Origin of the sequence: Flavobacterium psychraerolatum, assembly GCF_025960985.1 — a bacterium.
Taxonomy (GTDB): Bacteria; Bacteroidota; Bacteroidia; order Flavobacteriales; family Flavobacteriaceae; genus Flavobacterium.
Genome location: NZ_JAOQMX010000050.1, coordinates 1 through 22,234, shown reverse-complemented (window position 1 = coordinate 22,234; position 22,234 = coordinate 1). Strand labels below are relative to the sequence as shown.

12 protein-coding genes are annotated in these 22,234 nt (G+C 34.0%); 7 read left to right on the top strand and 5 right to left on the bottom strand.

The annotated features are described in order from the left end of the window. Nucleotides 1-93 precede the first annotated feature (93 nt). The 3 genes from M2326_RS15195 to M2326_RS15185 all read right to left on the bottom strand — a co-directional run bounded on the left by M2326_RS15195 (nt 94) and on the right by M2326_RS15185 (nt 6,765). Nucleotides 94-1,233, bottom strand: coding sequence for a formylglycine-generating enzyme family protein (locus tag M2326_RS15195; protein WP_264620398.1), 1,140 nt, complete (start codon nt 1,231-1,233; stop codon nt 94-96). A 781-nt stretch (nt 1,234-2,014) separates the two neighbouring features. Continuing rightward, nucleotides 2,015-5,236: a beta-galactosidase, LacZ type gene (gene lacZ / locus M2326_RS15190; protein ID WP_264620397.1), complete on the bottom strand. Its 3,222-nt coding sequence runs from the start codon at nt 5,234-5,236 to the stop codon at nt 2,015-2,017. A 14-nt stretch (nt 5,237-5,250) separates the two neighbouring features. Further along, nucleotides 5,251-6,765, bottom strand: coding sequence for a sulfatase-like hydrolase/transferase (locus tag M2326_RS15185; protein ID WP_264620396.1), 1,515 nt, complete (start codon nt 6,763-6,765; stop codon nt 5,251-5,253). Nucleotides 6,766-7,322: 557 nt separating this feature from the next. Here M2326_RS15185 and M2326_RS15180 point away from each other — a divergent pair. The 4 genes from M2326_RS15180 to pheT all read left to right on the top strand — a co-directional run bounded on the left by M2326_RS15180 (nt 7,323) and on the right by pheT (nt 16,412). Next, nucleotides 7,323-9,905 carry a VPS10 domain-containing protein gene (locus tag M2326_RS15180; protein ID WP_264620395.1) on the top strand — a complete coding sequence of 861 codons (2,583 nt, stop codon included), beginning with the start codon at nt 7,323-7,325 and terminating at the stop codon, nt 9,903-9,905. An 825-nt stretch (nt 9,906-10,730) separates the two neighbouring features. Continuing rightward, a complete protein-coding gene (gene recG / locus M2326_RS15175; protein WP_264620394.1) occupies nt 10,731-12,836 on the top strand; it encodes an ATP-dependent DNA helicase RecG in 2,106 nt (701 codons plus the stop codon). Nucleotides 12,837-12,921: 85 nt separating this feature from the next. Continuing rightward, nucleotides 12,922-13,785, top strand: coding sequence for a bestrophin family protein (locus M2326_RS15170; protein WP_264620393.1), 864 nt, complete (start codon nt 12,922-12,924; stop codon nt 13,783-13,785). A gap of 206 nt (nt 13,786-13,991) precedes the next feature. Further along, a complete protein-coding gene (pheT, locus tag M2326_RS15165; RefSeq protein ID WP_264620392.1) occupies nt 13,992-16,412 on the top strand; it encodes a phenylalanine--tRNA ligase subunit beta in 2,421 nt (806 codons plus the stop codon). Nucleotides 16,413-16,487: 75 nt separating this feature from the next. Here the strand turns inward: pheT and M2326_RS15160 are convergent, their stop codons facing one another. Together M2326_RS15160 and rpsA are read right to left on the bottom strand one after the other, a co-directional pair. Beyond that, the gene (locus M2326_RS15160; RefSeq protein WP_264620391.1) at nt 16,488-17,042 is read right to left on the bottom strand and encodes a fasciclin domain-containing protein; all 555 of its coding nucleotides are present in this window, start codon (nt 17,040-17,042) and stop codon (nt 16,488-16,490) included. A 755-nt stretch (nt 17,043-17,797) separates the two neighbouring features. Beyond that, complete coding sequence (gene rpsA / locus M2326_RS15155; RefSeq protein WP_264620390.1) at nt 17,798-19,582, bottom strand: 30S ribosomal protein S1; 1,785 nt, start codon at nt 19,580-19,582, stop codon at nt 17,798-17,800. A gap of 386 nt (nt 19,583-19,968) precedes the next feature. Between rpsA and M2326_RS15150 the strand changes: the two genes are divergently transcribed. The 3 genes from M2326_RS15150 (at nt 19,969) to M2326_RS15140 (ending at nt 21,833) form a co-directional block, all read left to right on the top strand. Next, nucleotides 19,969-20,691 carry a hypothetical protein gene (locus M2326_RS15150; protein WP_264620389.1) on the top strand — a complete coding sequence of 241 codons (723 nt, stop codon included), beginning with the start codon at nt 19,969-19,971 and terminating at the stop codon, nt 20,689-20,691. A gap of 11 nt (nt 20,692-20,702) precedes the next feature. After that, the gene (locus M2326_RS15145) at nt 20,703-21,557 is read left to right on the top strand and encodes a hypothetical protein (RefSeq protein WP_264620388.1); all 855 of its coding nucleotides are present in this window, start codon (nt 20,703-20,705) and stop codon (nt 21,555-21,557) included. A 147-nt stretch (nt 21,558-21,704) separates the two neighbouring features. Beyond that, entirely contained in the window at nt 21,705-21,833 is a 129-nt protein-coding gene (locus M2326_RS15140) for a hypothetical protein (RefSeq protein WP_264620387.1), read from the top strand. The last annotated feature ends 401 nt before the right edge of the window (nt 21,834-22,234 follow it).

The window sequence follows — 22,234 nt, the reverse complement described above, 5'->3', positions numbered from 1 at the left end:
TAGTAATAGCCAAAAGCACCTATATTTCAGAAAACACAACACAAAATCAAATAGATTTCATGCTATTGCCCTACTTTAACTTGGAGTAAACTACTATCTCACACATCTAAAACCAATATGATTTGCTGCAGATTTTACTTCTCCATTTCCTCGAGTACCTAACATATAACGTGTGCAATATTGTTCTGTACATAAAAAAGAACCACCACGATGTACTCTTTTTGGTAAACCCGGTTCATTAGGATCATTAAAAGTAGCTGGTCCTTGCGGATTTTTACTAACTTTATTTTCACTAGCTAACTGAGCATAATAATTAGCGTCATACCAATCATTTACCCACTCCCAGACATTCCCAGACATGTCATATAGACCGTATGCATTTGCCTTGTACTGAGCCGTTGGAGCTATTCCGGCATAGCCATCTTCTGCAGCATCTGCACCATCAACTGGAAATTTTCCTTGATAGATATTAGCTTGAAATTTACCATCTATTGTTAGCGTATTTCCCCAGGCATATAAATCTCCTGATTTCCCACCACGTGCTGCAAATTCCCATTCGGCTTCACTAGCTAGCCTTTTACCAGCCCACCTGGCGTAAGCAATTGCATCTTCATAACATACCTGTACCACAGGGTAATTATCTTTTCCTTCGATCGAACTATCTGGTCCTAGTGGATGTCTCCAGTTTGCTCCACCAACATAGCCCCACCAACGTAAATAATCATTAAGCGGAACTTCTTGTCTAGTAGGCATAAAAACAGCCGTACCTGCAATAAGTTTGTCAGCAGGAACACCTGGAAATTCTTCTGCAGAGGGTTTGATCTCGGCTACAGTAACATATCCTGTGGCTTTTACAAAGGCGGCAAATTGTTTGTTAGTTACTTCGGTTTTATCCATCCAAAAGCCATCAACATAAACTCTATGAACTGGATTAGCATCATTTGTTATCCCTTTTACACCGCACAAACTTTCGTTGCTAACACTACATCCCATAGAAAATTCTCCACCAGGAATCCACACCATACCTTCTGGAGTAACTATGGGTTTATTATTCTTATTTTCTATGGTTGAACCAAAGGGCAGATCCTCGTTTAACTCATCTGCGTTTTCTGAAGCTACAACATCACTGCTCTTTTTACTCTCAAAAAACTTAGGCTGGGTAGCTGCAAAAACGACTAGCAGAAATGCTACTATCACAATTGCAGCATAAATTATTTTCCTTTTAGAATTCATAAATTTAATTTTTAAAGTATTTTGATAAATAATACTCTTTATTTATTACAAGCCAATATAGCTACAGAAAAACGAAGTTAGAAAATAAAATTTCCATTATTTATCGCTTTGCTCTTCTTACCATTCCGTAAAAGATTCCACTACTATTTTCATTTCAAAAGTTCCGTTAGAATTGAGAAACAATCAACTTTCTCATAACCACTTATGTATCCAGTACTCCTAAATAGGCTGTAAAATACCCTATGCTTATTTCTAAATGGTAACTACCATACTTTTATATTTCAATTTATAAGCGACGGTCAGTCATATCTCTTGATAAATATTCGATTTTACGTAATAATTCAATAAAATCCATTACTTAAATTAGAAATCGAATAATCTGTTTTTATGATTTGTTTTCCTTTTCCAATATATTTTTTTTATCAAAAAACATTTGTCTTGTCTTTTTAATAGATAGAGCAGGATTCTCTGGAAAAAAGACCCTATAAGTACCTGAGTCTTTGATTGTATTTCCTTTAACTTTCAACCTACTAAAATTATTACATAATAAAACTGATTGCATTGATTATTCATCATCACAATATTCTAGAAAGCTATATTTTTGCTTTAAACATCAGTTAAAAAGCGAATAAATACTTAGTCTTTCTTTTCCAAAACAAATTGACCTATGTAATTGCGTCTCACTTGCCCCTAATAACTACTAACTGGAAATGCTATTTTAACCTATTATAATAGTTAAGAATAATAACTTAATTTTTAACTTATCTTCTTCTTTTAAATTTTACTTTGCACCAATATAAAATGAATACTGATAAGTCCCTGGATTTACCAAATACTGAGGGTGCGGTTGAGCACTTTTTGACCACGTATCATCACCTCCAACTCCCATTTGAATTAAATCTACATTTACAGTAAACACTTCTCTATTAATTAATTCGCTAGTATGTTTGGCTTCTTGTAAATTCATTGTAGCATATGGCTGAACACTAAAATTAAGTAGTTTATCCCCTTGATTTACCATAAATCCTTTACCCGCTTTATTTACTAATTGAAACCATCTTGTATCTGTGCGATTACCATAATCTTCTACGTAAATGTAAGATTGGTCCAGTGTATTCACGTTACCAGAATACAAGCCTACTTTTGACCCAACGTTTCTATCTTGATAATTTTCGAATGGCCCTTTTCCAAAATAAGTAAGGTTTGCCAATTGATTATTGGTATCAAACTGCATCCCAATTTTAGGAACATTTGGCGCTTTAGTATCAATTGACACGGTGTAATCTACTTTCAGTTTTCCGTTTCCTTGAATGGTGTAGGTTAATGTTAAGTCCGATTTTGGATTTGCAATAGCACCTTTTACCGTTACCACGACATTCTTACCATCGCTAGTGTTTACTTTTACATTTTGTACTTCAAAACGTTCTCCTGCTTTCATCCAGTCCAATTCCGCTTTCAATTTCTTGGCATTACGATAGGCTTCATCATTTTCAGTTTCGGCTCTCCAAAAATTTGGCTTTAATGGACTTGCCAATACTTCTACTCCATTGGTATTTAATTTGGTTACGAAACCTGATTTTTTATTCACAACAACTTCAATCGCTTTGTTTTGAACAACAACTTCTTGCGCCGTTTCTTTGGTATCTAAAGAAAATGCTTTTGCTTCTTTATCTAATTCGTTTTTCTTAGGATTATTGATTTCGAATTGCTCTTCGAAAACAATATAGCCTTTCGACTCCCAAACTGTATTGTTTTTTAGTTTTCCTTGAATGGTAATAAAATATTCTGCACCTTCTTTGAATTTGATATTTTTAAAATTCACTTGAAAAGATTCTGTTGCAAATGGTTTTGTATTTAAAGTAGGAATCGTTCCAGCTTGAATTGATTGTCCGTTTTCGGTAAGGTTCCAAACCAAGTCGTATTGTGATAAATCGACAGCGTGATGACGGTTTAAAATTTCAAATTTTCCATTTGAAACATCTTTAGACGTAATAACAACAGGTTGATTCACATATTTACATTCATAAGTAGCTGGTTTTGGTTTTCTATCGGCCGTGATAATTCCGTTTATGCAAAAACTACCAGAATTGGGTGTATCTCCAAAATCGCCACCATAGGCAAAAAATTCTTTACCGTTTTTATCTTTCTTCACTACTCCTTGGTCAATCCAATCCCAAATATAACCTCCCAAAGCTCTGTCATTTTTGTAAATCACATCCCAATATTCCTTCATATTTCCAGTTGAATTCCCCATTGAGTGTGCGTATTCACACATCACTACCGGTCGAGTATCAAAACTAGTTTGATCCATTAAATCCTGCAATTCCTGAGGTGTTGGATACATTCGACTCAACATATCTACCCATTTTGGATCTGTAGGATTGGCCATTTTTGAATTAAACTTCTTTTGGTAACGAGGATCTGTATGGTCTCCTTGTGCTCCTTCATAATGAACGTAGCGTGTTGGGTCGAATTCCTTAATCCAAGCCGACATAGCAGCATGGTTTGGTCCCATTCCCGATTCGTTACCTAACGACCAAATCACCACCGACGGATGATTGACATCGCGTTGTACCATTTTAATCGCTCTTTCTAAATAAGTGGCTGCCCAAAGAGGTTGGTTGGCTAATTTTCCTCGAATACCATGAGATTCTAGATTGGCTTCGTCCATAACATAGATTCCGTATTGATCACACAAATCATAGAAATATGGATCGTTTGGATAATGAGAAGTACGTACGGCATTAAAGTTAAATTGCTTCAACAATTGCACGTCTTTTTCCATATCAGCTCTAGAAACCGCTTTACCATTGGTCATATTATGGTCGTGACGGTTTACTCCAATCATTTTTACAGGATTTCCATTGACCAAAAAGCGACCTTTGCCATCAATTTTAACTTCTCTAAAACCAACTTTGGTACTGGTAAACTGTATCGGATTTCCTTTTTCATCCTGAACAGAAAATAACAAGGTGTACAAGTATGGATCTTCTGCAGACCATTTTCGAGGTGATTTTACCTCTGTTTCGATCATAGCAAAATTTACATTGTCTCTTTGTGGATAAGATTCCCCAAAATATTGTTTTAATTTAATAGTTTGTTTACCGCCTACAGCTTGCCCGTTTGCATCTAATAATTGAGTAGACATTGTCCAATCATCAACTGTAGTACGCAACGGATTATCGCCAAAGTGCCCTACTTTCTCAATATACTTATCTACAATATTAGCTTCAAAGGTTGGACGAATTTGCAATAGTGCATTTTCATATTTATCATCAAGGTCTGTTCGAACAACAAAATTAGACAGTCTCACTTTTGGCACTGCTTGCAAGAACACTTCACGCTCTATTCCGCTCATACGCCAGTGATCTTGTGCTTCCAAATAGCTACCGTCTGACCAGCGGTACACTTTTACGGCAATTTTATTTTGTCCCTTTTTCAAATGTTTGGTAATATCAAATTCAGATGGCAAACGAGTGTCTTCGCTATAGCCTACAAATTCTCCATTTACCCAAACATAAAAAGCAGAAGAAACCCCTCCAAAATGTAGAATCACATCCTTGTCTTTCCAAGTATCATTCATTTCGAAAGATTTCACATAATGCCCAACAGGATTATCGTTGTGATTGATAAACGGAAAATCACTAAAAAACGGATAAGTCGAATTCGTGTAAATCGGAATTCCGTACCCACGCATTTCCCAGCTCGAAGGCACATCAATGGTTTTCCATGAAGAAGTATTAAAATTTAAATCTTGAAAAGTTGTTGAAGCATCAGCGGGTTTCGGCACCCAATTGAACTTCCAATCACCATTCAACGATATGAACCAAGCTGATTTTTCTCTTTGATCTTGTTTAGCCAAAGCTTCATTTTCATACGAATAAAAAGTAGCTCTCGCTTCGAGTTTATTAATATGATTCACAGCGGGATTTTCCCAATCGTTTTGTTGCGCAAACAACCCAACACTTAAAAATAGGACTACTAAAAGGATTTTATTTTTCAATGGTTTTAATTTTATTATAATGTTTTATAAATTGGTGAAATATCCAAAGGATCTTCCATCTCTTTTTGAACTTGGAGTAAATCTTGGAACAATGCTTTCACTTTACTTTTGTTCGCAGGAATTCCAGCGATATCAGTCATTTCTTCTGGATCTTTGTTCAAGTCGAATAACAATACTTTATTGATTTTTGGATAGACCAATAATTTGTACCCGTCTTTTCGAATCATACGTTGCAAATCCAAATAAGCTCCGTAAATTTCTTTGTAATGACTTTGTTTGGTTTTACCAGTTGCCAAATCTAAGAAACTATGAAAATCAATATAACTTGGTTTCACTACTCCAGCCAATTCCAATGACGTTGCCATAGCATCTTGAAGGTAAATATCTTCGTCTATTCTTTTATTTTTAGGAATGTTTGGCCCTACCACCACAAAAGGAGCACGGATACTATGATCAAACAAACTTTGTTTTCCAATTAAACCGTGTCGTCCCATTGCCAAACCATGATCGGCGGTAAAAATGATATAGGTATTGTCCATTTTACCCGATTTTTTCAAGGCATCAAGTATAAGTCCTATTTGCTCATCGGCATAAGTAATGCTTGCATAATACTCTTGCATATGTGTTTTGATCGCAAATTCGGTTCTTGGAAAAGGAGCTAATGCTTCGTCTCTTAAACTTGGTCCATTACCAATTGCATCTTTAAAAGGATATTCCGGCAAATAACTTTTCGGAATCGTTAATTTGTTTAAAGGATATTTTTCTTGGTACTCCTTTGGTGCTTGGCGTGGATCGTGCGGCGCACTAAATGCCAAATACATAAAGAAAGGATCTTTTTTGGTTTTAGCTTGATCAATAAATGCAATAGCATCGTCTTTTAAAACAACGCTCCAGTGCGTTCCACCCTTCCAATGTCCTCCTTTTGAAGTATCGTAAGGCAACCACGAATGGTCGTTTTCGCTCTCTGGACGGCTGTACCCGTTAGGCATCAACGCTCTAGGATTGGCTCCAGGTATTTTGGAAATCGAATCAAATTGACGAACCATTTTCCCATGTTCCCAAGCATCTGCTGGCATTCCGCCACGAACATCTTTGGTATGCTCGAATACTTTTCCAACAGGAATTTCGACATGCCATTTACCTGTTAAATACGTTTCGTATCCTTGTTTCTCCATGAGTTTACCCCAAGTTTCAGGTGCTGTATTTGCTTTTTTATTTTTTTCGATAAATTCATTTGCCTTCCAAACCGAACGACCCGAAATTAACATCGCTCTTGAAGCAACACAAATGGCACCACTCCAGGAACCCATATTATAAGCATGTGTAAAGGTGGTTCCGTTTTGAACCAAAGCATCCATATTAGGAGTTTGGATTTCTTTATTCCCAAGTGCGTGAATTGAAGAATAGGTTTGATCGTCTGTAAAAATGAAAACGATATTGGGTTTCTTAGAAGTTATTTTTTGACCAATTGTAGAATTTGAGTTTAAAAAAAATAACGCTGCAAATAAAGTAAAATAGCTGATTCTCATGATTTCGATTTGAATTAAAAAAAGTAATACTCGTCCTTTATGAGTGGACGAGTATTATAATAAACAAACTAACTAAAACTAACATTGCAAAGATTGTTATTAAAGAACGATAAAGTCGTTCCAAATGGTTTTATAAGTACTACAAATGTTCAAATTCCTTTTTTTTGGTGCCTTAAGAGAGAAATTAAATTTATAATCACTCCTATCCTATGCAACCACTATTATTGCAAATATTAAACTATTATCCTATATTATTACCTTACAAAATGATAGAAAACACTATTATGTCCCTTTGTTCAGGTAATGTCTAGTTGGAATACATTTATGGGGAGTAAATAATCTATTTTTATTGTCAAAATAGAAACCATTTCATCACTTTGAAGTTCTAAAGGTTCGAAAAACTGATGATACATTTTGGATTGTTTTTTTACAATCGAAGCTTAAAAAAAGGTACATTCACAGGAATAAAAAAAATTTGTTATAGCTATTAACACATAACTAACTGTAGTACGATTTATGATATCCTACCTTGCACCTCTAAATAAATTCGTAAAATAATGAAAAAAATAGTTTGTTTTATTTTCTTAATTCCGTTTTTATCGATGGCTCAAATTGATAAAAAATATTTTGAAAAATTAAAAGAGGAGAAAGTTATATCCGATCCTTCTATTGAATGGAAGAATTTTGGACCAGGAATGTCGGGTTATAATGAAGAATTCTGGTGCCATCCAACAGATAAAAATGTGATGTTTATGGGACCTGATATGCATGTTACCTACGGCAGTTGGGATAACGGAAAATCATGGCAAACAATCAAAGATAGTGACGGTACTGGTGACGATTTGGAACGTGTACACGATATTGCTTTTTCTACAAAAAATCCAGATTTTGGTCTAGCACTAGAACGTAGAGGTAAACTTTTTGAAACTAAAGATAGAGGAAGAACTTGGAAATTGATTAATACCATTCCAGATGCTGAAAAATCGAGTTACAATGCACATACCAAAATCGCTATACATCCTACAAATGATGCAATTTGGTTTATTGGAGCAGGTGATTTTTGGAATGTAAAAGACAACCACAGATCCTTGAAAGATTTGCACGGTAAATACCAAGCAAGAGCAAAATATGGTTATGTTTTGAGAACAAAAAATAATGGTAAAAGTTGGGATAAAATAGCAAACAACATAAATGAGAAATTAGATGTTGCGCGTATTATCATCAATCCAAGCAAAGGAGACGAAATGGTTATTGCTACCAATTTTGGTATTTATACTAGTAACAATGGCGGTGATTTATGGCAAGCAGGCAGCAAAGGGTTGCCTAACAATTTGCCAAGAGACTTAACTTCGTACTATAATCCAAAAACAAAAGAATTTATTTTGTACTTGGTCGAACAAACAGTTTACGAACCAAATGGCAAAAGTATTTCTACCAAAGGTGGTGTGTATAAAAGTAAAGATAGCGGTAAAAGCTGGGAAAACATTACAGGAAATCTAGGTGTTAACTTTAATAAAATAACCTACGGTGCGCACCTGAACAACTATTTTAAAAACATAGGTTTCTTTCTAGGTGTAAATGCCAAAAATTTATATCCTGAACTTCCAGAAAACACTTATTCTGCATTTAATAGAATCGTGGTAAATCCTATCAATAAAGACGAAATTTACCTAGTAGAAAACCAACGTCATGATAAAACTTTTGGACCTGGTGATGCTTGGAAAACAGTTGATGGCGGAAAAACATGGGTGATTTGTGCTCGTGCTGGAGAATATTGGTTAACTAATAAAGATAAAAAATATTGGGAAAGCAAAGGGAATCCAACTGGTGCCAATGTAGAATTTTCTCATGTTGCTCGTTCGTATGAAGAACTAAGCGAAACTACATTCGGAAATAGATTATTGGCTATAAATTCTGTAGGTGATGTGTTTATTGGAATTGGTCAACAAACACAACGCTCTACAGACCACGGAAAAAGCTGGCAACAAATTGATGATTATGAAACCAAACCTGGAAGTAATGCTTGGGTGGGGCGTGGTGATAGCGATTTACCTGGAAGATTCATGTTATTGGAGACAGGAAAAAAAGGAAGACACTTATTTTGTAGTGGTGAGCATGGCTTATGGGAAAATGCTGATTTAGGTGATTATCCAGATAAAGATGCAGTGGCGGTAAAACAAATTGAAGGACAAGTACATGATCATAGCGGAAATCACGGGGCACACTCCATTTCGACTGTAGCAGTACATCCTAATAATCCTGATATTATTTATTTCATAGCTTGGAGACAAGAACACAGAGGGCAGCTAAGAAGGACAATGAATGGCGGAAAAACTTGGGAAAACATTTCAACTATTTTTGAGGGAAAAAATGGTTCTTATGAAGGTCTTGCTATGACTTATTCCTTAACTATTGATCCAAAAGACCCAAATAACATGTATTTCTGTTCGATTAGAAGAACAATTTCTGAAGTTGGTAATTCGGTAAACGAAAAAGTTTTGACAAAAGGTGGTTTTGGCGTGTACAAATCTACTGATGCAGGTTACACTTGGGAACTTCATAATAATGGGCTACCAGAAAAAGGAAGCGTTAGAAGAATTATAATGGATCCTAAAAACTCCAATGTTCTTTATGCATGTTTGAATAAGTTTTCAGGAAACGAGCCAGATGGATTATACATTTCAACAGATAAAGCCGATAGCTGGAAAAAAATGAATATCCCATCAGAAATTCAAGGGGTAAACAATTTGTTTATTGATAGAAAAGCAAACGATATGTTCTTGTCTGCAGGGTATCGCAATGGTGATGCTGAAACTGGTGGCGTTTGGAAAAGTACCGATAATGGTAAAAAATGGACCAAATTCTTTATTGCACCTTATGTATGGCAAACAGAAGTTTCTCCTGCAAATTCCAATATTATTTTGGTAACAGTTCCGGCACAAGTAGGTAATAGAGAAAGCCAATTTAGAAATCCTGGAATTTATTTAACCAGAAACGCTGGAAAAAGTTGGTCAAAAATCAATAAAGGCATCGGACAACCAGACAAAATGGTAGATGTAAAACCAGACCCAACCAATGAAAACATTATTTGGAGCGCTGCTTGGGGAAGTGGTTGGTTCAAAGCAATGCTAAACAAATAAGAAGCTTTAATGAGGGTATGGTTTACTACTTTATCCTCATAAGCCTTCCTTTAGATTTAAACAAAAAACCAAGACTCACATCTTGGTTTTTTGTTGGTTAGAACTGCCACCTCTATTTGGTGCTCCATTTTTGAATTAAGACTTCGGAAATAATACGATTTTATTGTTTATATTAAATTTACTTTATGGGAATCTGAACATTAAATGGTTGCAAAACACCTTTATCATCAACGATATTAGCAGCACAAAGTAAGGCGGAAATTATTGTTCCTAAATTTGTGAATGCATTTTCTCTAAAAGTGATTATTGGCCTACAAGAAATTACTTTGGGAAAAGGCTACCAAATATTTATTGCACAATCTAGTGAATGTTATAAAATCGAATTAAAAAAAATAAATACGTTGGAAGACAGGTAAGCTAAAAAAAATCTATATTTTGATGTATTCTGTTACCGAATGAACCGTTCAATAAAATTATGTGATATTTCTTCTTATAGTCTAAATTCATTTTCTACCATTTTGAAGTCATCAAAATAAATTATAATGTTGATCCTTTTAGTTGAATAAAGATAATAAAAATATCTAGTTGCAAAAGGGATCTGAATACTCCCATCTTCTGATTCTTTAACCGTTCCTAATAATACAATTACATCAAGAAATCTAAACTCTCATTCTTTTGCCTCACTGCTTAAAACAAAACACTCTGATTTTTAAATTCCCCTTTAAAAAACTATCTTCGTTTTTTTTAAATAAGCACTAAAAATTCGGACTGAAATACAAGTTAATGCCAAGAAACAGTATTCGATCCACAAATTGTTAATCAATAATGAACAACCTTCTCCTCACTCCTATCGAATACCTAAAAGGCGTTGGTCCTAGCAGGGGTGAACTTTTCAGGAAAGAATTGGGGATTCATAAGTACGGCGATTTGATTAACTTATATCCCAACAGATACATTGACCGTACCCGATATTACAAAATTAATAAACTACAAAATACTACTGCCGAAGTTCAAATTGTGGGTAAAATTATTCATATCAAAACAGTGGAATTTGGTAAAAATAAAAAGCGATTGGTTGCAAGTTTTGTTGACGATACAGGCCAAATGGAATTGGTTTGGTTTCAAGGTCATAAATGGATCAAAGAATCTTTGAAACTCAATGAAGTGGTCGTGATTTTTGGTAAATGTACCTCGTTCAGTGGGCAATTCAACATGGCGCATCCAGAGATTGAACCTCTTAGCGAACACCAACAAAGTTTACGTTCTGCGATGCAACCTGTGTATCCATCAACCGAAAAAATGACGAATCGTGGCATAACCAATAAGTTGGTAAACAAGTTGATGCAACAACTTTTTATTGAAACACAAGCTTTATTTATAGAGACATTACCTGATTACTTAATTGATGAGTTGAAATTAATTTCGAAAAAAGAAGCCTTATTCAATATTCATTTTCCAAAAAGTACAGATGCTTTAGCGAAAGCTGAATACCGGTTGAAATTTGAAGAATTATTTTATATTCAGATTCAATTGATTCTAAAAAATTTAATTCAAAAACACAAAATAAAAGGACATCCATTTACCAAAGTAGGTGAACTGTTCAATGACTTTTATAAAAATCACTTGCCATTTAGCCTTACAGGTGCACAAAAAAGAGTGATTAAGGAAATCCGTACCGATATGGGCAGTAATGCTCAAATGAACCGCCTGTTACAAGGAGATGTAGGTTCCGGAAAAACAATTGTAGCCTTTATGAGTATTCTCTTGGCAATAGACAATGGATTTCAAGCTTGTCTAATGGCTCCAACTGAAATTTTGGCAAATCAACACTTTATAGGATTATCAGAATTAGCTAGCAAACTAAATTTGAACATTAAAATTCTAACTGGTTCTTCCAAAATTGCGGCTCGAAGAATTATTCATGAAGAACTTGAAAATGGAAGCTTACAAATTTTGATTGGAACACACGCTTTGTTAGAGGATAAAGTAAAATTCCAAAATTTAGGATTGGCCGTTATAGACGAACAACACCGTTTTGGCGTAGAACAACGCGCTCGATTGTGGAGAAAAAATGTGATTCCGCCACATATTTTGGTAATGACAGCTACCCCAATTCCACGAACATTGGCGATGAGCTTGTACGGTGATTTGGATATCTCAGTGATTGATGAACTACCTCCAGGTCGAAAGCCCATTCAAACCGTTTGGCGATATGATAGTAACCGCTTGAAAGTTTGGAAGTTTTTACGAGACGAAATCGCAAAAGGTCGCCAGATCTATATTGTTTATCCATTAATTCAGGAGTCCGAGAAAATGGATTATAAGGACTTGATGGACGGGTACGAGAGTATTTCGCGTGATTTTCCGCTACCGCACTATTCGATTTCTATTTTACACGGAAAAATGAAGCCAGCCGATAAAGATGCCGAAATGAAACGCTTTTCTGAAGGAAAAACCAATATTATGGTTGCAACGACGGTTATTGAAGTTGGAGTAAACGTACCCAATGCCAGTGTCATGATTATTGAAAGTGCCGAACGTTTTGGACTTTCACAATTGCACCAGCTACGGGGGCGCGTAGGTCGTGGTGCAGAGCAAAGTTATTGTATTTTGATGACGAGTCATAAAATGAGTACAGATAGTAAAACTAGAATGGAAACTATGGTAGGTACAAATGATGGTTTCGAAATTGCAGAAGTTGATTTGAAATTACGAGGTCCCGGTGATTTAATGGGAACGCAGCAAAGCGGAATTTTAAACCTTCAAATTGCTGATATTGTGCGAGACAAAGATATTTTGGCTTTGGGCCGAAATTATGCGCAACGTGTTCTTGCAGATGATAAACCCCTTGCAAAACCAGAGCATGCCATCATAAAAAACATTTATTTGGAATTGACAAAAAAGAAAAATATTTGGAATTATATAAGTTAAACATTGCACCTATAGCTTCGAAAAGATCAGATTAAAAAGGTTTTTGATTCAAATATAAAACAATCTAACTGTTAAATAAAAAAACATGATAAGTTACAACCCAAAAGACTGGATTACCTTTATTTTTCGATTTCACAAAGCTGATACGTTCCGAAAGCTTTTTGTTTTGATGGTAATTATTGGCTTATATTCTGCAACAGTAGCTTATCTTGAACTTGAATATTGGAACTTACCAGATGATAGTCATGTCAAGAATATTTCAATGATGCATGGAATGTTAGGTTTTGTTATTTCACTTCTTTTGGTATTTAGAACCAATACTGCTTACGACCGTTGGTGGGAGGGTCGTAAATTATGGGGTGCATTAGTAAATAACAGTCGAAATTTGGCATTAAAGTTAAATGCAATTTTGGATGATGACAAAGACCGTACTTTTTTTAGAAAAATGATTCCAAGCTACGCATCTATTTTGAACAAGCATTTAAAGGACGAAGAAACAGGTAAACAGCTCTTTGAAGAAATTTCATTTTCAGAAGATCATCACACACATCGCCCCAATCAAGTAGCAAAAATGATGTTTTTACGAATTAATGATTTATATAAAAATAAAAAAATAACTGGAGATCAATTGATTATAATTAATAACGAGCTTCAGTCATTTACCGATATTTGTGGTGCTTGTGAACGAATAAAAAATACGCCCATCCCCTATTCTTATAGTGTTTTTTTGAAAAAATTCATCTTTTTCTATGTGATGACTTTACCATTTGGTTACGTTTTTAATTTAGGGTATTTTGTAGTTCCAGTGGTAGTTTTTATATTTTATGTTTTAGCAAGTTTAGAATTAATCGCCGAAGAAATTGAGGAACCTTTTGGACACGATGATAATGATTTACCTACCCGAAAAATAGCCGAGAATATAAAAAAACATGTTGAAGAATTACTTTAAACTATTCCGTAGGATTTACTTACTTTAAGTGAGTCCTAGAAACTAAGTTAAAATCCTATTAAATGTAATTGAAGTCAACTGTTGCTATTAAAAATTCTAATTAAACTACAACTTAAAATGATTGCCAATAATCGGAAAAATGGGGTTTAATAACTTTGAACCTCGGTTGACAATGTTTATATTTGCAGTCTTGAAAAAAACACAAAATGAAGATATCTTATAATTGGCTAAAACAATTCATTAAAACAGACTGGAAATCAGAGGAAGTATCGAACTTACTTACAGATTTGGGTCTTGAAGTAGAAGGTATAGAAAAATACCAATCCGTTAAAGGCGGACTAGTAGGAATTGTTGTGGGACATGTTTTGACTTGTGTACAACATCCAGATGCTGACCGTTTGAAAATTACGACCGTAGATATAGGTGCTGAAGCACCCATACAAGTGGTTTGTGGAGCGGCCAATGTTGCTGCAGGACAAAAGGTACCTGTTGCTACTATTGGAACTATATTATATGATGCCGAAGGAAATCCATTTACTATTAAAAAAGGAAAAATTCGTGGTCAAGAAAGCTTTGGAATGATTTGCGCTGAAGATGAATTAGGACTTGGACATAGTCACGACGGAATTATGGTTCTTGATGATGCTTTAGTTCCTGGTACGCTCGCAGCAAAAGTTTTTAAAATTGAAGATGATGAAGTTTTTGAAATTGGATTAACGCCAAACCGTGCCGATGCCATGAGTCACCTAGGTACTGCACGTGATTTGAGAGCTGGATTGATGCAAAAAGGAATTAACACAGAGTTGATTACTCCATCAATTTCTAACTTTAGAGTTGATATGCGTACTTTGAAGATTGACACCAAAATTGAAGATATTACTCTTGCTCCACGTTATTGTGGAGTAACTATTTCTGGAATTACCGTAAAACCATCGCCTGCCTGGTTGCAAGACCGTTTGAAAGCGATTGGATTAACACCAAAAAATAATATTGTAGATGTTACCAATTATGTATTACATGATTTAGGACAACCACTACACGCCTTTGATGCATCAAAAATCAATGGTAAAATTATTGTAAAAACAGCCGAAGCAGGTACAAAATTTATTACTCTTGATGATGTAGAACGTACCCTTCACGAAGAAGATTTAATGATTTGCGACGAGAAAGGTCCTTTGTGTATTGCAGGAGTATTTGGAGGTAAAAATTCTGGAGTGAGCGAATATACCAAAGATATTTTCTTGGAAAGTGCTTATTTTAATCCAGTAAGCATTCGCAAGACTGCCAAAAGACACCAATTGAGTACCGATGCATCTTTCCGTTTTGAAAGAGGAATTGACCCAACAATCACTGCCTATGCTTTGAAACGTGCAGCAATTTTGATTCAGGAAGTTGCGGGAGGAATCGTAACTTCTGATGTAAGTGATATTTACCAAAAGAAAATCGAAGACTTTAGTGTTTTTGTAAACTTTTGCAATGTGAAGAAAATTATTGGTCAAGAAATCCCAAAAGATACCATAAAACAAATTTTGGTTTCTTTGGATATCAAAGTAAATAGTGTTTCTGAAGCTGGTTTAGGAATTACCATTCCCGCTTATCGCGTAGATGTGCAAAGAGAAATTGATGTCATTGAAGAAATTTTGAGAGTTTACGGATATAATAATATTGGCTTTTCAGGTAAATTAAATGCAACAATTAGCAATGCACCGAGAAATGAAGATTATAAATTGCAAAATATCATTGCATCACAATTGAATTCACAAGGTTTTCATGAGATGATGGCCAACTCATTAACTACCGCAGATTATGTGAAACTTTCTGAAAATCTGAAAGAAGAACACAATGTGACCATATTGAACCCTTTGAGCAATGACTTAGCAACATTACGTCAGTCCTTATTGTTTTCTGGACTTGAAGCTGTAACCTATAACATCAACCGTAAAAATCAAGATTTAAAATTATTTGAATACGGAAAAACATACCACAAATTTTTATCTGGTTTTGAAGAGCAAAAACACTTGACTCTATTTCAAACAGGAAACAGAAACAATGAAAGCTGGGCAAAAGCTCAAACTCCAACAAACTTCTTTTTATTCAAGGGGTATGTAGAAGCAATTTTGGATCGATTGGGAATTTCAAAAACAATTAATTCGCCACTTACTTCAGATGTTTTTTCTGAAGGAATTGCCATTGGAACGAGTCATTCTCCCTTAGTAGAATTTGGAGTGGTTAAAAAATCAATACTAAAAACCTTCGGTATAAAACAAGAAGTTTTTTATGCTGATTTCAATTGGGATTTAATTTTAAAAGCAGTGTCGTTAAAAATTAAATATACTGATATTCCTAAATATCCTGAAGTACGTAGAGATTTAGCTTTATTAATTGATCAAGCTGTGACTTACGATTCGATTTATACAATTGCAAAGAAAACAGAAAAAAGCTTATTAAAAAACATCAACTTATTTGATGTTTACCAAGGTGAAAAATTGCCTGAAGGTAAAAAATCATATGCTTTAAGCTTTACCCTTCAAGACAGTACAAAAACATTAACTGATGTACAGATTGATAAAATAATGGGAAAATTACAATCTAATTTTGAAACTGAACTGGGAGCTATATTAAGATAATTCTTTTTTTTACACAAAAAATAAAAAAGCCAATTCTGAATAGAATTGGCTTTTTTAATAAAAAAAGGTTTTAAATTATGCTTTTGGTAAAAGCACAGTATCTACCACATGTATTACACCGTTTGATTGGTTAACGTCAGCAATCGTGATCATTGACATTCCTCCTTTTTCATCCGTGATATACATTTTTTTCCCTTTCATCCATGCAGTTAATGTTCCACCACTTACGGTTTTCAAGGTCGCTTTACCATTTCCAGCTTTAATTGCTTTCATGATATCTTTTGAACTCATTTTCCCTGCAACAACGTGGTAAGTCAAAATAGTTTGTAACATTTTTTTGTTTTCTGGTTTCAACAAGGTCTCTACTGTTCCTTTTGGCAACTTTGCAAAAGCTTCATTTGTTGGAGCAAAAACAGTAAACGGTCCTTTTCCTTGCAAAGTCTCAACCAAATCTGCTGCTTTAACTGCTGCAACCAAAGTAGTATGATCTTTTGAATTCACAGCATTTTCAATAATGTTTTTATTAGGAAACATTTCTGCTCCACCTACCATTTTTGTTTTTTGAGCAAAAGAAGTTGCTCCGAATACTAATGCTAAAAATGCTACTGATAAAAATTTTCTAGTTTTCATAAATTTATTTATTAAGTTATATATCCATTTACGCTACAACTCTAGATTTGGATTTAAAAAAACAAGTTTTTTTTAAAAGTATTTTCTTTGTAGTTCATAATCAAGCGAATAAAGTATAATTATTTTTTCAAAAAAAAAACTCCTATTCAAAAGAAAGAATAAGAGGATGATAAAATAAGTAATTATACTAGTTACATAGCCGAGATAATTCCAACTACAAAAGTCATAAAAAAGACACAAAAATTAAAGCCAATATTCCCATAAATTTATAATGTGACTTCAAATATAGAAATGAACCGTTCAATTGCTCATTGTAATTATACTTGAAAGCATTTTTTATATTAGATGAAAACTGAAACAAATAATAGATTGGAAAAAAGTATAATAAAGCAATTATTAGATATATAGCCAAAAAAAATCCTGTCCCTATTCCCATCATTGGATTCATACCACCAAAGCTTCCTATTTTTGAAAAAATACATCCAACAAATAAGACTATCGAAACCGAAATTGCTAAAAATACAAATCCCAAAATAGAAAGAAAACATCCCCATTTGGCCGTTTCTTTCAAAAACCCTTTTGCTTCGTCTGATAGTATAAAATTCTTTTATATTACTATTTCTGAAAATTTTTCTTCCATTAATCTGTATTTTAAGCTAAGGCTGAAATTAAGATTTTATTTAAAAATATTAAAATTTAGATAAAAAAAAAGTCCCGACGAATCGGGACTTTTAAAATTTATGAAATTCTGAGAATTATTTTTTCTCTGATTTTTCCATTTTAGCTTTCAATGCAGCCAATACATCATTACTATCTCCTAAAGTAGAAGCTGATGCATTATTTGAATTTGAAGCAGACGAAGAATTATTTTCTGTTGCAGCTTTTACATTTTTCTCTTCTTCTTCACGGAAGATAGCTGTATGAGAAGCAACAACTCTTTTGAATTCTTTGTTAAATTCGATTACTTTGAAATCAGCAGATTCTCCTTTTTTCAATTTCTTACCATCTTCTTTTTCAAGGTGACGAGTAGGAATGAAAGCAACAATATCTTCTCCGAATTCTACAGTAGCTCCTTTGTCAACAATCTCAGAGATTTCTCCGTTGTGGATAGTTCCAACAGCGAATGAATCTTCGTACTGATCCCATGGATTAGGAGTAGTTTGTTTGTGACCTAAAGATAATTTACGTCCATCAACATCTAATTCTAATACAACAACGTCAAGTTTTTCACCAACGTTAACGAATTCAGATGGGTGTTTGATTTTCTTAGTCCAAGATAAGTCAGAGATGTAAATTAATCCATCAATTCCTTCTTCAAGTTCTACGAAGATACCAAAGTTTGTAAAGTTTCTAACGATACCTGAATGTTTAGAACCTACAGGGTATTTAGAAGTAATATCAGTCCAAGGATCTTGAGATAATTGTTTGATACCTAATGACATTTTACGGTCATCTCTATCTAATGTTAAGATAACAGCTTCAACAACATCACCTACTTTTACGAAATCTTGAGCAGAACGTAAATGAGTAGACCAAGACATTTCAGAAACGTGGATTAAACCTTCAACACCTTCAGCAACTTCGATGAAAGCTCCGTAATCAGCAATAACAACTACTTTTCCTTTAACTTTATCTCCAATAGCCAAGTTAGCATCTAATGCATCCCATGGGTGAGCGTTTAATTGTTTCAATCCTAATTGAATTCTTGTTTTCTCATCATCGAAATCAAGGATTACAACATTTAATTTTTGATCTAATTCAAGAACTTCAGATGGGTGGTTGATTCTAGACCAAGAAAGGTCAGTAATGTGAATCAATCCATCAACTCCACCTAAGTCAATAAAGACACCATAAGAAGTAATGTTTTTAACAACACCTTCTAATACTTGTCCTTTTTGTAATTGACCGATGATTTCTTTTTTCTGTACTTCAATATCCGCTTCAATAAGCGCTTTGTGAGATACAACAACGTTTTTAAATTCGTGGTTGATTTTCACAACTTTGAATTCCATTGTTTTGTTTACGTAAACATCGTAATCTCTAATTGGTTTAACATCAATTTGAGATCCTGGTAAGAAAGCTTCGATTCCGAAAACGTCAACGATCATACCACCTTTAGTTCTGCATTTTACAAAACCATTAACGATTTCACCTGTTTCGTTTGCAGCGATAACTCTATCCCATGATTTGATAGTACGTGCTTTTCTGTGAGACAATACCAATTGACCTGTTTTATCCTCACGGATGTCAATTAATACTTCTACAGTATCACCAACTTTTAAAGCTGGGTTGTAACGGAATTCGTTTAAAGAGATTACACCTTCAGACTTAGCATTGATATCAACGATTACGTCTCTATCTGTAATTCTAACTACGGTACCATCAACTACTTCTTCTTGGTCAGTAGCGATAAAAGTTTTAGTTACTAATTCTTCGAATTCTTTTAAGTGCTGATCGTCAACTACATCAATACCTTCTTCGAAATTGTGCCAGTTAAAATTTGCTAAAAACTCTTCTTGTGATTGGATTTGTTCAGACATGCTGATTAAAAATTTGTATTCTGTATTCTCTCGAGCTTCTTAATGTGATAGAAAACAACAGAAGTTGTTTGTATAATTAATTGATACCTAAAGGAAACTCTTATTCACCAAAAGGTGTGCAAAATTAACTCTTTTTTATTTAATTACAAAATAAACTTCTGATAATCACTATCTAAAGGATCAAATACAATCAGAAAAGAAATTAAACGCATTCAAAAGTAGCCAAATCACTGATTTACATAATAGTAATTCATTAAATAATCCTACTACTTTCTACCTTATTATATGATCTTAAAAACCTTTTGACAAAAAAAATCGCAAATAATGTGTCAGTTTTTCACTTTTACAACGACTCTTCAATCATACAAACCCAAAACCTTATAACCATGAAAATCCATCAGCCTTTTTTACTCCTATTTATTATAGTGGGATTTAACTCTTGCATTCAAGAGGATATTGTAAATGACGAGATCGATGCTTCTATTAGAATAAATAATTCTTTTTCGAATTTTAAAGTTAATGATCAAGTTGCTCTAGATGCATTCTTTTTTGATAATTTAGGAATGAGACAAACCGTTGCTTTCGACCTAAAAAGTTCTAATCCTACTACAGTTGAAGTAGATAATTCAAACAAGACGATCACAGGAAAAGCCACAGGTACTGCCGTTATCACGGTATCTACACTATACGGAGGTGAAACGACGACAAAAGAAACTACAGTTACAGTTAATGCAATTACCGTGAATCCAGGGGGTACAACGCCTACAAATAACACTGCAAAAGTGGGAACAATTACAAAAACAAGCTCCTATGCTTCTGCAGGAGATTTTGAAATTGTAGCAATTACAAACGGAATTAGAATCACATTTGCCAGTAATTATGTAGCCGATCAGACGTTGCCTGGCTTTGCAATGTATCTTACCAATAATCCAAATAGTATTAGTGGAGCATTGAAAATTGACGCCCAAGGAGATTCAGACGGTGTAATATATAAAGGAGCACATTCTATTGATGTGATTGGAGTGGGAATTAATGATTTTGGTTACCTAACACACTGGTGTGAACCTTTTAGAATCAAAGTTGGACAAGCCGAAATTAAAAACAAATAAACTACCTCAAGATGCAAAAAATTATAAAACTATCCTTCCTATTTATTATACTAACCCAATTCTCTTATGGACAATGGACCAAAGGCAAATCAAATGGGTATTACAAATTATCAGCAAGTTCGCTTATTGCTGATGAACATTTCACGAGTAGCAAACAAAAAGATCCCAATGTTACCCGAGGGAATTTTATTGTAAGCGCCTACGCAGAATACGGATTAACCGATAAGATTGATGCGATTGCCTACGTACCCCTACTTGCCCGTGTGTATCAAAACAAACAAGTTTCTGGATTGACAGGTTCAGTTTTAGCAAATGGTGAAGCTGTGAATTCTATTGGAGATATTGATTTAGGATTGCGTTATGGACTCTTAAAAAATGATCATTTGGCAGTTTCAGCTACTTTAAAATTCGGTTTACCAACTGGAAAAAGTCAAGGTGGATCTGACGGAAGCCTCCAAACTGGAGATGGAGAATTCAATCAATTACTACAAATCGACTTGGGTATTCCGTTCAAGATTAGTAATCAAAATTTATACGGAAAACTCTATTCTGGGTTTAACAATCGTACAAAAGGATTCTCGGATGAGTTTCATTTTGGAGCTGAAATCGGAACGAAGATAGCAGATAAACTTTTTATTGCAACAAAATTTAATAATGTACGATCTCTTAATAATGGATCTTTAAATAATCAAACAGGTCAAGGTATTTTTGCAAACAATGTAGAATTCACTAATCTGGGTGGCGAAATCGGATATTACATTTCTACTACTTTTGGCGTATCCTTTAATTATACCGCAATCCTATCAGGAAAAATAACATATGCTGCTCCTACATATACAGGAGGAGTATTTTTAGATATTCAATAATTGTTTTTTTAGTAGATTATTTTTATTGGAGAGAAGGCTCAGTGAATGCGATGCAGTTACTGGGCTTTCTTATTTTTTAATACTGACATTTATCATATTTTGCACTAAGAACTATCCTTAATTTTGTTTCACTAAATCAAATTAAATATGAAAAATGCTATACTTATAAACTGGGACAATGGATCTATAATCATCGTCTTTGGGTTTGGATTTGTTATCATCGCATTGGTAGCAGCCGTTTATTTATTAATGAGTAATGACAAAAAGAAAAAATAACCCTCCCTGAAAATACACGAGAACAAAGCATCCTAGTATTTTATATCTATACCTAAATAAAATAGCAGTATCAGCGGAATTTTTATTTACTATTTCTATATGAGACTTATTATAGATGTTCTCAATATGTGTTGCTTTATATTATAAAAATTTCAACCTCCAAATAATAATTTTATGGATACAAAGTCGATTATTCATTTAAAATAGGCAAACCTAAGGTTACTATTTTCATATTATATCTACAATTTGGGCTTAACTATAGTTTTGTATGGTAGAAACCCTATGGATTATTTTTACATTTATCAATATAAGTAATAAGAATAAAATAATGTCGTATTTTATTGTGGATATGTAAAAAATTTAATATATTTATCTCATTATGAGATATGTAACACTAAAAG

Coding starts and splice junctions, on each gene's coding strand:
- M2326_RS15170 (WP_264620393.1), top strand. CDS start 12,922: ATGATAAGTTACAACCCAAAAGACTGGATTACCTTTATTTTTCGATTT.
- M2326_RS15195 (WP_264620398.1), bottom strand. CDS start 1,233: ATGAATTCTAAAAGGAAAATAATTTATGCTGCAATTGTGATAGTAGCA.
- recG (WP_264620394.1), top strand. CDS start 10,731: ATGAACAACCTTCTCCTCACTCCTATCGAATACCTAAAAGGCGTTGGT.
- M2326_RS15160 (WP_264620391.1), bottom strand. CDS start 17,042: ATGAAAACTAGAAAATTTTTATCAGTAGCATTTTTAGCATTAGTATTC.
- pheT (WP_264620392.1), top strand. CDS start 13,992: ATGAAGATATCTTATAATTGGCTAAAACAATTCATTAAAACAGACTGG.
- rpsA (WP_264620390.1), bottom strand. CDS start 19,582: ATGTCTGAACAAATCCAATCACAAGAAGAGTTTTTAGCAAATTTTAAC.
- M2326_RS15145 (WP_264620388.1), top strand. CDS start 20,703: ATGCAAAAAATTATAAAACTATCCTTCCTATTTATTATACTAACCCAA.
- M2326_RS15185 (WP_264620396.1), bottom strand. CDS start 6,765: ATGAGAATCAGCTATTTTACTTTATTTGCAGCGTTATTTTTTTTAAAC.
- M2326_RS15140 (WP_264620387.1), top strand. CDS start 21,705: ATGAAAAATGCTATACTTATAAACTGGGACAATGGATCTATAATCATC.
- M2326_RS15180 (WP_264620395.1), top strand. CDS start 7,323: ATGAAAAAAATAGTTTGTTTTATTTTCTTAATTCCGTTTTTATCGATG.
- M2326_RS15150 (WP_264620389.1), top strand. CDS start 19,969: ATGAAAATCCATCAGCCTTTTTTACTCCTATTTATTATAGTGGGATTT.